Annotated in this window: 13 protein-coding genes; 6 read left to right on the forward strand and 7 right to left on the reverse strand. The window is 71.5% G+C overall.

Annotation, left to right across the window (positions count from 1 at the left end; translation table 11 throughout):
* A partial coding sequence (locus tag VFW24_17445) for a CoA transferase (GenBank protein HEX5268553.1) occupies positions 1-1,000 on the reverse strand: 1,000 nt, incomplete at its 3' end.
* A gap of 242 nt (positions 1,001-1,242) precedes the next feature.
* Between VFW24_17445 and VFW24_17450 the strand changes: the two genes are divergently transcribed.
* The 3 genes from VFW24_17450 to VFW24_17460 all read left to right on the forward strand — a co-directional run bounded on the left by VFW24_17450 (position 1,243) and on the right by VFW24_17460 (position 3,078).
* Positions 1,243-1,647, forward strand: a complete 405-nt coding sequence (locus tag VFW24_17450) for a response regulator transcription factor (protein HEX5268554.1) — start codon at positions 1,243-1,245, stop codon at positions 1,645-1,647.
* Positions 1,648-1,684: 37 nt separating this feature from the next.
* Positions 1,685-2,164 carry a DUF664 domain-containing protein gene (locus VFW24_17455; GenBank protein ID HEX5268555.1) on the forward strand — a complete coding sequence of 160 codons (480 nt, stop codon included), beginning with the start codon at positions 1,685-1,687 and terminating at the stop codon, positions 2,162-2,164.
* A gap of 350 nt (positions 2,165-2,514) precedes the next feature.
* Positions 2,515-3,078: an rRNA adenine N-6-methyltransferase family protein gene (locus VFW24_17460; GenBank protein HEX5268556.1), complete on the forward strand. Its 564-nt coding sequence runs from the start codon at positions 2,515-2,517 to the stop codon at positions 3,076-3,078.
* A gap of 1 nt (position 3,079) precedes the next feature.
* On the opposite strand, the gene VFW24_17465 is transcribed toward VFW24_17460, so the two are convergent.
* The 6 genes from VFW24_17465 to arsC all read right to left on the reverse strand — a co-directional run bounded on the left by VFW24_17465 (position 3,080) and on the right by arsC (position 7,744).
* Complete coding sequence (locus tag VFW24_17465) at positions 3,080-3,835, reverse strand: class I SAM-dependent methyltransferase (GenBank protein ID HEX5268557.1); 756 nt, start codon at positions 3,833-3,835, stop codon at positions 3,080-3,082.
* 97 nt (positions 3,836-3,932) lie between these two features.
* Entirely contained in the window at positions 3,933-5,018 is a 1,086-nt protein-coding gene (locus VFW24_17470) for a type II CAAX endopeptidase family protein (GenBank protein ID HEX5268558.1), read from the reverse strand.
* Positions 5,019-5,192: 174 nt separating this feature from the next.
* Positions 5,193-6,038 (reverse strand): methyltransferase domain-containing protein, encoded by an 846-nt coding sequence (locus VFW24_17475; GenBank protein ID HEX5268559.1) that lies wholly within the window; start codon positions 6,036-6,038, stop codon positions 5,193-5,195.
* Between the two features lie 112 nt (positions 6,039-6,150).
* Positions 6,151-6,534, reverse strand: coding sequence for a hypothetical protein (locus tag VFW24_17480; protein HEX5268560.1), 384 nt, complete (start codon positions 6,532-6,534; stop codon positions 6,151-6,153).
* 25 nt (positions 6,535-6,559) lie between these two features.
* Positions 6,560-7,384, reverse strand: a complete 825-nt coding sequence (locus VFW24_17485) for an SDR family oxidoreductase (protein ID HEX5268561.1) — start codon at positions 7,382-7,384, stop codon at positions 6,560-6,562.
* A gap of 15 nt (positions 7,385-7,399) precedes the next feature.
* Positions 7,400-7,744, reverse strand: a complete 345-nt coding sequence (gene arsC / locus VFW24_17490) for an arsenate reductase (glutaredoxin) (protein HEX5268562.1) — start codon at positions 7,742-7,744, stop codon at positions 7,400-7,402.
* Between the two features lie 121 nt (positions 7,745-7,865).
* Here arsC and VFW24_17495 point away from each other — a divergent pair, with 121 nt between their 5' ends.
* The 3 genes from VFW24_17495 to VFW24_17505 all read left to right on the forward strand — a co-directional run bounded on the left by VFW24_17495 (position 7,866) and on the right by VFW24_17505 (position 9,090).
* The gene (locus VFW24_17495; GenBank protein ID HEX5268563.1) at positions 7,866-8,333 is read left to right on the forward strand and encodes a cupin domain-containing protein; all 468 of its coding nucleotides are present in this window, start codon (positions 7,866-7,868) and stop codon (positions 8,331-8,333) included.
* Between the two features lie 61 nt (positions 8,334-8,394).
* Positions 8,395-8,757 carry a VOC family protein gene (locus VFW24_17500; GenBank protein ID HEX5268564.1) on the forward strand — a complete coding sequence of 121 codons (363 nt, stop codon included), beginning with the start codon at positions 8,395-8,397 and terminating at the stop codon, positions 8,755-8,757.
* A 90-nt stretch (positions 8,758-8,847) separates the two neighbouring features.
* Positions 8,848-9,090: a hypothetical protein gene (locus tag VFW24_17505; protein HEX5268565.1), complete on the forward strand. Its 243-nt coding sequence runs from the start codon at positions 8,848-8,850 to the stop codon at positions 9,088-9,090.
* The last annotated feature ends 260 nt before the right edge of the window (positions 9,091-9,350 follow it).

Below are 9,350 nucleotides of genomic sequence, written 5' to 3' on the forward strand. Positions count from 1 at the left end.
CGAAGCCGCGCCGGCCCGCCCACGGCCCGGTGTGGCCCCACGCGTCGAGATACACGACCACCAGGCCGTGGGATCGGCCGGCCAGGTCCGCGGCGCCCAACCCGAACCGTTCCAGGGCTCCGGGGCGGTACCCGCACACCACGACGTCGGCCTCGTCGAGCAGCCCATCCAGTCTCTGGCGTTGGTCGCTCTCGGCCAGATCGAGGAGAGAGCTCCGCTTGCCCAGCAGGGTGTCGGCCGGAACCGCCGGCGCCATGTCCGGGCGGCGGGGAGGATCGATGCGCAGCACCTCGGCGCCCAGGGCGCCCAGGAACCGGGTGCACACGGGGCCGGCGATCACCCTCGTCAGGTCCAGGACACGCACGCCCGCCGCCGGGCGATCTCCGCGGGGCCGGTGCCTCGCCGTCCGGGACCCGATCACCTGTTGCCCGATCAACGCCTCGGTGGCGACCGCCCGCCCCTGGGGGTGACGGGACCACTCCGGGAGCGAGCGCACGGCCGCGGCCACTCCGCCGGTGGAGAAGACCCGGTGCTCGACCTCCTCGCTCCGAAGGGACCTCATGGCGGTCGCGACCGATTCGGGGTCGTCGTCAGCGGCCAGGGCGCCGAGCAGTGACGCCTTGTGCCAGGGGTAGTTGGCGTGGGTGCGGACCCAGCCGTCGGCAGTGGGCCAGAAGCGGGAGAGCGGAGCGAAGCCCATGCCGGCGCCTTGTCCGCCGACCCGGAAGTACCGCTCGCTGCGCACGGCGGCTGCCACGTGATGCCGGTCGAGCCTGACCACGGGCAGAGTGCCGTCGAGCGCCCGGTGCAGCTCGGCCGCCGCCCCGAGGGCCACGGCTACGCAAGCCAGTGCCGTGTCCTCGGCCCGGAACGCCGATGGCAGCGAGCCGGGAGTCCCGGTGATCGACGCGGGGTCAAGCGCGGGTTGGGGCGGGCCGGTGTCACCGACGAGCGCCGCCCACGCCTCAGCGACCAGATCTTGGGGGCCGGCCTGGATCACGCCCCAGATCGTGCCCGATCCGGGGTGCGGATCACGGTGGCGCCGTCAATCCGGGCCATGGACGCGCGTGGCCTCACACGCGCGGTAGCGGCCTGTGCGCCGGTTGCGTCCGCGTGGTACACCCCGTCCGGCCTTGTGGACAACAAAGCGGCTCAGACCGGGGCGGCAACAGCCGATGCACCTCGGCGGGAGGGCGGTTCGAAATGTCATCAGCTGGGACTGCACAGGCGGCCGGACCCCGGTTGCGTGTCCTCATCGCTGACGACAACCGGGACATCCGGATGATGATGCGGCTGCTCCTCGAGGACGACAGCCGCCTCCAGATCGTGGGCGAGGCCGAGGACGGCATCGAGGCGGTGGAGAAGGCCCGGCGCTTGCAACCGGGCGGGGTGGTGCTCGACCTCAACATGCCGGGCCTGGACGGCTGGCAGGCGGCCGAGGCCATCCTCGACGGCTCTCCCGACATCGCGGTCGTGATGTTCACCTCGGCCCCCCCGGGCCGGGACAGTCCCGACCATCCGACGATCCTCAAGGCGTCTCCGAACTGGCCCCAGCGCCTGGCGACGACGCTCATCGACGTGGCCGAGCGCATTGCCGTCGAGTGGCCGGCGTGGGAGCGGCGGACCAAGGAGCGCGCGAGCGGGTAGGGCGGGCTTCAGACGCCCGCCTGGCACGCTGAGGGGCGTGTCCGTGGACGAGGTTGGGTTTCCAACCGGCAGTCATGACGAACGGGAGCTGTTCCTCGAGTGGCTCGGCTACCTCCGGCGGGCCGTCCTCAGGAAGGCCCGGGGGCTCTCGGATGCCCAGGCCCGTTGGCGGCCCCAGGGAAGGCTGATCTCGATCATCGGAATCGTCCATCACCTCACCCGGGTGGAATGGCGCTGGATCGACGGCGGGTTCGCCGGGGCCGAAGTCAGCCGCGAGGAAGAGGAGTTCGAGCCTGGACCGGGACTGACTCTGGCTCAGGTCGCCGCCGGATATGAGGCTCGGGCGCTCGCCACCGACGCCGTCGCCAGGTCGCTCCCGCTGGACGAGGTGGGGGCGGGCTGGGCAGACGGGCACGAGCTCCGCTTCGTGCTCCTCCATCTGATCAACGAAACCGCCCGTCACGCTGGACACGCAGACGCGACGAGAGAGCTCCTGGACGGGGTTACGGGAGAGTAGAAGATCGTGACGGTCCGGCTCTGGGCTTCTGGACCCTGAGGTCCGATGCACGCATGCGATGGCGAGACAGGGCGCCCACCGGCTCTCGCTCACGGGGCTGGCGACGGTGCTTCTGCGATAGCGGGATCTGTCCATGACGGAGGATCCAGGCTGGACGAGCTACACCCCGAGTCACCCCCACCCGGATCCACCACGTCGGGGGGCAGCTCCCCCGGCTGACGACCAACGCGGGGCACGCTGGGGACCATCGTTGTCGGGCGGAACGTTGTAGGACTGATGCTGGACCGGTAATTCGTTGGAGGCGGCGCCTCTGGCGCGCCAGGATCCCCTCGTGACCATGGTGATGTTCCGTGCCCGGGGAACGGGGCACGCGGTGGGGCTACCACCGTCTCTCTGACCACTGGGCGGACCGCCTCGTACAGGGGGCGGGCGTCCGTCCCGGCGAACTGGTGCTGGACGTCGGCGCCGGGACCGGCGCCCTGACCGCGCCGCTCCTCCGGGCCGGGGCCCGGGTGGTGGCGGTGGAGCTGCATCCGGCCCGGGCCGGGCGCCTGCGCCGTCAGTTCGGACCGGCCGTGATCGTCGTCCAGGCTGACGCCGCCGACCTGCGCCTGCCGCGCCGGCCGTTCCGCGTCGTGGCGAACCCTCCGTTCGCCCTGGTCACGCCGCTGCTGCGCCGGCTGCTGAGCCCGGGGAGCCGGCTGCTCACCGCCGATCTGGTGGTGCCGACCTTCGTGGCCGACCGCTGGGCCACGGGTCGGGGCCGGGGCTCGGCGCGCTGGTCCCTCGTCTACGGGGCCCGCGTCGTGCGGACCGTGCCGACCACGGCCTTTCTCCCCGCCGCGCCGGTGCCGGCCGCCGTCCTGCGGGTGGAGCGTCTGGAGCTGCCGCCAGCGCGACGCTCGACCAGTTGAATCAGGCGGCGCGGGCCATCCACACATGCGTGCTGTACGGCACCCGCATTCGGCCGCTCGGGAAGCCGCCGGCGATGACCTGGTCGATCGCAGAGATGAGGATCTCCCTCGCCCCGGGATCCAGCGCGCTCACGTAGGAGGTGCTCCGGGTCTCCAAGATCCAGTCGTGACAGCTGACCTCGCGGGCCCAGGCCACGATCACCTTCCGGCCGGTTCGGAAGAGTCCGGTGGCACCGACCGGCTCATCCTCCCAGGTGCGGTTGCCGGTGTTTCGGTGCTGGCGGGAGTAGCTGGGGCACGCCCTCTCCAGCAGCGCCTGGAGGGCCTCGAACCATTCCTCGCCGTCGGCCCGCGGGTGGCTCCACCACGCCGCCCACAGACCACCCGGAACCAGGACCCGGACGATCTCCGGTGCGGTCCGAGCCACGTCGAACCAGTGCCAGGACTGGGCGAAGGACACCAGCTCGGCGCAGCCCGAGCGCAGCGGGACGGCACAGCCGTCGGCAACGGCGGAGGGAGTCGGCGGGTCGGCCCTCCGGGCCCGCCGGATCATCTGCTCGGCCAGGTCCAGGGCGATGACCTGGGCGCCGCGGGCCAGCAGCTGACGGGAGGCGATGCCCGTGCCGGCTCCGAGGTCGACGACGACCTTGCCGGACAGGCCGTCCAACTCGGCGTCGAGGGCGTCGTAGATCCCGTCGGGATAGCTGGGCCGAGCCCGGTCGTAGTGGTCGGCGACGCCGTCGAAGAGGGCCGGCATCTCAGCGGCCCGGTGGGGGGAGAGTGGGTGGCTGCGAGCAGACGAAGCAGGTGGTCAGACGGTCGTCCTTCATGCGCTGGTGCCCAACCGAGGTCCGTCAGGCGACGGCGATACCGAGCACGAGGGCGTTGGCCAGCGCATGCACGACCATGGCGGGGAACAGCCGCCCGCTCCGGCGCACCAGGATGCACTGGATGAGCCCGAACAACGTCATGATCACGCCGAGGTAGACGGCGCCCTTGGCCGAGCCGGCGGCGGGGGAGTGAAGTATTCCGAAGCTGACGGATGAGACCAGCGCCGCCGGCCAGAAAGACCAGCGAGCCATGAGGCCCCGGAGGATGAGCCCCCGGAACTGCGTCTCCTCCACCAGCGGAGCGACGATCACCGCCGCCAGGAGGTACTCGACGAACAACCCGACGGGGAACCCCTGCAGCCTCGGCACGTTCGACGCGCTCTGGGCGGTGAGGCCGTGCAGGGCGGCGATCAGGATGGCGCCCACGATTATGCGCGCCACCATCTGGAGGACGAAGAAGCCTGCAGCCGGCAGAGCATCGGCGAGGCGGGGCCGGCTCAACCCGAAGGCGGGACCCCAGCCGCCCCGGGCCCGGGCGTAGCGCCGCCCGACCAGCCACACGAACACGCCGAGGGAGGACTCTCCGAGGAGGGTCGATACTCCCTCGACCCCGTGGACGAAGGCCACGAGCGGAACGAGCAGCACGATCGGCCCGAAGGCGGCTATCCACGCCAGGGCGGCGTGGCCGGGACCCCACCGGGGGCCGCTCGCCAGGCTGGCGGCAATGGCCGCGTCGAGGGGAGGGAGTCTCCGGCGGGAGAGGAGCCCGTCCGCCCCGTGGACGGATCTCACGCCGGCATTACCGTCGCGCGCCAACGCCGCCGCCAGAGCCCACTCGAGCTCGTTGATCAAGCGGGTTCTGAACCGGACCAGCTCCCGCCCGGTTCCGGGGCGGAACCGGGACCTCGACCAGAGCTGGAGGTCTGCGGTGCCGGCGTCACCGCCGGCTTCGATGCGGAACCCGATGCTGTAGGGGTAGGTGTCGGTCCGGGGCTCGTACTGGATGGTTCCGGAAGCCGTCCCCCCGTCGAGCTCGAGCCGGGCGCCGAGCTGCCGCACGGCACGGGGCAGGGCGGCCGCCAGCTCCTCGGGCGTCACCGCCAGGCTCACCCGCTCGAGGCTCGACCGCTTGGTTCCGGCGACTCCTTCGGGCGGAGCATCCAACCAGGCCGATGCCGACCGATCATCACCCATCCGCTGCCCCCAACCGGCGGTCGGCTCGTCGGAGCCGACCGTCCCGCCGAAAGTTATTCGTTGCGGGCCCGGCCCATCCTGCCGTCGAGCTCACGCCACGGCGCTGACCAGGTTCACCCCTCGTGTCGCCTGGACCTGACCGCCCTCGAGCCGGGCCCGCATGGCGTCCTCGATGGCCCCGAGGACCCGCCGCACGGTGGCGTCGTCGGCGTCGCGCAGCAGCTCCCGGACCATCCCGACCCTGGAGCTGGTCCGGGCGACCTCCGGTATCTGGTCCTCCTCGGTCACGACCATGTCGTTGCGCTGGTCGATGGCGATCGACCTGAACCCGGCCTTCTCGAGGATGGAGCTGACCCGCTCGGGGTCGGCGAACGCGAACGGGCCCGGTTGGTCGGGGTCCGGCATCGGAGGGGTGGCACCCAGGGCGGCCAGGGCGGCGGCGCCGGGGATCAGCATCCATTCGTTCTGCACACCGCTCTGCCAGCACACGAAGCTCATCCGCCCCCCGGGCCGGAGGAAGCGGTGCACGTTGGCGAACGCCGCCTCCGGGTCGGCGAAGAACATGACGCCGAACCGCGAGAAGGCGGCGTCGAACACCACCCGCCCGAAGTCGTGGACCTGGGTGTCACCGTGCACGAACTCGACGTTCTTGATGCCGCCCCTGGATGCCCGGTCCCGGCCCGCCTGGAGCATCTCCTCGGCGATGTCCAGCCCGACGACTCGGCCCTCGGGCCCGACCGCGCCGGCCAGAGCCACCGTCGTGACACCCGTCCCGCAGCCCAGGTCCAAGACGCAGTCCCCGGGCTTCAGCCCCAGTCGCTCCATGGCCCACCGGCCGGGCGGGCCGGCCACCTCGTCGAGCTGGTCCTCCAGCTCCCGCCACGTGGGCGCCATCCCCGCCCAGAACTCGGCCGCCTCGGCGTTGGCGAAGGTCATCGGGCTGCATCCTCCCGGGTCGGTTGCGAATCAGCCTCGCACGGACGCCCTCAGGATGCTCCGCCTCCGGGCAAAGGGGTTGATACCACGCCCGTCCCTTGGCCCTGCCGGTCTATCGGAGCAGACGGTCGAGAGCGGCCCGAGCCTCCTGGCTGTGCTCCGCCGCCCGGGTCAGCTCCTGGGACAGGTCGGCCAGCCAGGCGTCGAGGGTGCGCTCGTCGGTGCGGATCACCACGCCGCGGACGACCGACGCCACGCTGCAGTTGGTGCCGGCGCCGGCCGTCTCGGCCCGGAAGTGCTTGTCGGCCACCTCGCACGTGATGGCCTTGACCTTCCGGGACAACAGTCCGGCCCGCTCCACGTGCACCCGCCCGGGCAGGGCGCGGTTCAACCGGTCGGCCAGCTCGGCCAGGTAGCCGCCCGAGTTCTCCCGGCCCATGCGGAGGCTGGCGACGACGACCTCGAAGTCCAGCGGATCACCGAGCGCTCCGTCCACGGGACCCGAGTGTACGGACGCGGGCTCAGAGCTCGAGCCGGCCGGCTCGGACCGCGGCGACCACCCCGCCGTCGACGAGAAGGTCGGTCCCGGTGATGAAGGAGGCCTCGGGCCCGAGCAGGAAGGCGGCAGCGGCGGCGATGTCGTCGGGCGTGCCCAGGCGCCCGGTGGCCGAGGCCGAGACCATGGCCCGCATGATCGGGCCGACCTCGGAGTCCAGCTCCTGCTGGCCCATGGAGGTCGAGATGATGCCGGGGCTGATCGAGTTGATACGCGCGCCCCGCCGGCCCCACGCCACGCTCGCGGCCTGCACCCGCACGACGTTGGCCCGCTTGGCCAGGGCGTAGGCGGCGCCGGGATCGGTCACGTTTTCGGGGCTCACGAACGGAAGCTGCAGCAGCTCGTCTGCCGGCGTCGTCGCCAGGGCCGCCTCCTGGTCGGGGGGCAGTGGCGGGGTCATGTGCCCGGCCATGCTGGAGATGACCACACCCGCCCCGCCCGGAGCGACGATCCGGCCCAGCTCCTCCAGCACCAACGCCACCCCGACCAGATCCACGGCCAGGATGGCCGCCGCCGGCGCCTGCGCGGGCGACAGCCCGGCGGTGTGGGCCAACTGGAACAGGTCTCCCATCTCCTGGGCCGCCCGGGCCAGTGTGGCCACCGACTCCCGGGACGAGACGTCGACGGGGTAGGTGGCAACGTCGTGACCGTCGCCGGCGAGTCGGTCGGCGGCCGCCTGCAGGGCGTCCTCGTTCACGTCCGCGAGCAGGACCGACCGCCCCGTGCTCAGGCGGCGGGCGATGATCTGACCCATCCCCCCGGCCCCGATGACGACCAGCACAGCTCCCACCGCGGCCTCCGGGCGCTAGAGCAGCTCGAGGACCCGCTCGGGGGGCCGGGCGATCACCGCCCGGTCTCCCACCACGAGGATCGGCCGCTCGAGCAGGATCGGGTGGTTGGTGATGGCCTCCAGGAGCTTGTCGGGGGAAGCCTCGTCCAGGCCCAGCTCCGAATACGCCGCCTCCCCGGTGCGCATCATCCGGCGGGGGTCGTCGATGCCCAGTTTCTTCATCAGCAGGTGGAGCTCGTCGACGGTCGGGGCCGTGTCCAGGTAGCGCACCTGTTGCGCCTCGACGCCCTTCTCGCGAAGGAGCGAGTCTGCCGTCCGGCACTTGGAGCACGACGGATTGAAGTACAGGGCCCGGTCCACGCCTCCGACCCTACGCGGACGGGCGGTCCTTTTGGTGCCCATTCTCGGACGGCGCGCTGATCCGCCTGTCCGCCGGGCTACGAACACCGCGTCGGGCTGGGCTGATCCGAAAGGGAGGCAGATGTCTGGCAAGGCTGTCGTCAAGGACCTGGGCAAGGGACAGGCCGTCTGGATGCTCGGGGGCCTCTACGAGGTGCTCGTCTCCGCCGACGAGACGAGCGGCAAGACGACCGTGATGCATTTCACCATCCCGGTCGGCGCCGCACCGCCTCTCCACTGCCATGACGGTGACGAGACCGTCTACCTGCTCGAGGGCACGCTCCACTACCACATCGGAGGGGAGACCTTCGAGGGCGGACCCGGATCGATCTTCTACATCCCCGCCGGGACCGAGGAGAACTTCGAACCGACCAGCACCGTCAAGCTCCTCGTGAAATACGAGCCGGGCGGCATCGACAAGTTCTTCACTGAAGCGGGTGAGCCGGCCACGGCCCGCGAGGTCCCGCCGGCCCCGACGGCCCCGCCCGACATCGCCGGATTGGTGGAGATCGGTGCCCGCCACGGGCTCCGGCTGATCCCGCCGGCCTGACCGACCGCCGCGGCCCGGCGCGCGGGGGAGGCACGCGTCCGGGTCCTGACATCCTGGGGCCATGGCTGACGCAACCATCGGACTGGTGCTGGACTGCGCGGACCCGGAAGCCCTGGCCGAGTTCTGGACCCAGGCTCTGGGAGTGGAGCGGGTCGGGGCCGCCGGTAACTACGTGATGCTCGTGTCCAAGGACGGTGCCGTTCCGAAGATCCTGCTGCAGCGGGTCCCCGAGGCCAAGACCGGGAAGAACCGGATGCATTGGGACATAGAGACTCCCGACGTGGACGGGGAGGTTGCCCGTCTGGAGTCGCTCGGCGCCCTCCGCCTGGAACCGGAGCCCCACCTGGAGCACGGGAGCCGGTGGTTCTTGATGTCGGATCCCGAGGGCAACGAGTTCTGCGTGTGCGACGCCGGGCAGTCCTGAGCGCCATTTCCGGCGGAGTTCATCAGTGACAACCGTTCTCGGCCGGCTGTAACCTTGGCCTCAGGGCATTCTCAGATTTGCGGCACATGCTTGATCTGCGCCCGCCAGGTGGTCGATCCCCAGCCGACCACCGGGGGGCGCACCAAAGGGGGCAGGGTGGCCGGGCACGAGCAGGTCGTGGTGAAGGTCGAAGTAGCAGGCCCCTGGGCCCACTGGCACGCCAGCTGCCTCTCCTGCTCATGGAGCGGGGGAGAGCGGGACTCCCACGCCGAGGCCCTCGCCGACGCCGAGGCGCACGCCTACGGCGAGGCGCGAATCCCTCAGCCCATTTAAGGCACGCCCCACTCCCACGCTCCGTTCGGATCACGGGCTCACGCCCCTGTCAGAGCGTGGGACCGTGGGACCACTGACGAGAACGAGCAGGCCGCGCGGACTCTGCGCCCCCATGTCGTAGGGGAGCGGTCCTGCCCGTCCCGCCGGCCCCACCGGCGAGCATCGCTGTCTATTCGGTTGTCAAGGAACAGGCGCGGGGTCCCGGTCCCGGCGCCGGCGCAGATAGGCCGTGCCGTCGGGGTAGTCCCGCTTGGTCTTCT

The organism is Acidimicrobiales bacterium, from assembly GCA_036273495.1.
Taxonomy (GTDB): Bacteria; Actinomycetota; Acidimicrobiia; order Acidimicrobiales; family JAJPHE01; genus DASSEU01.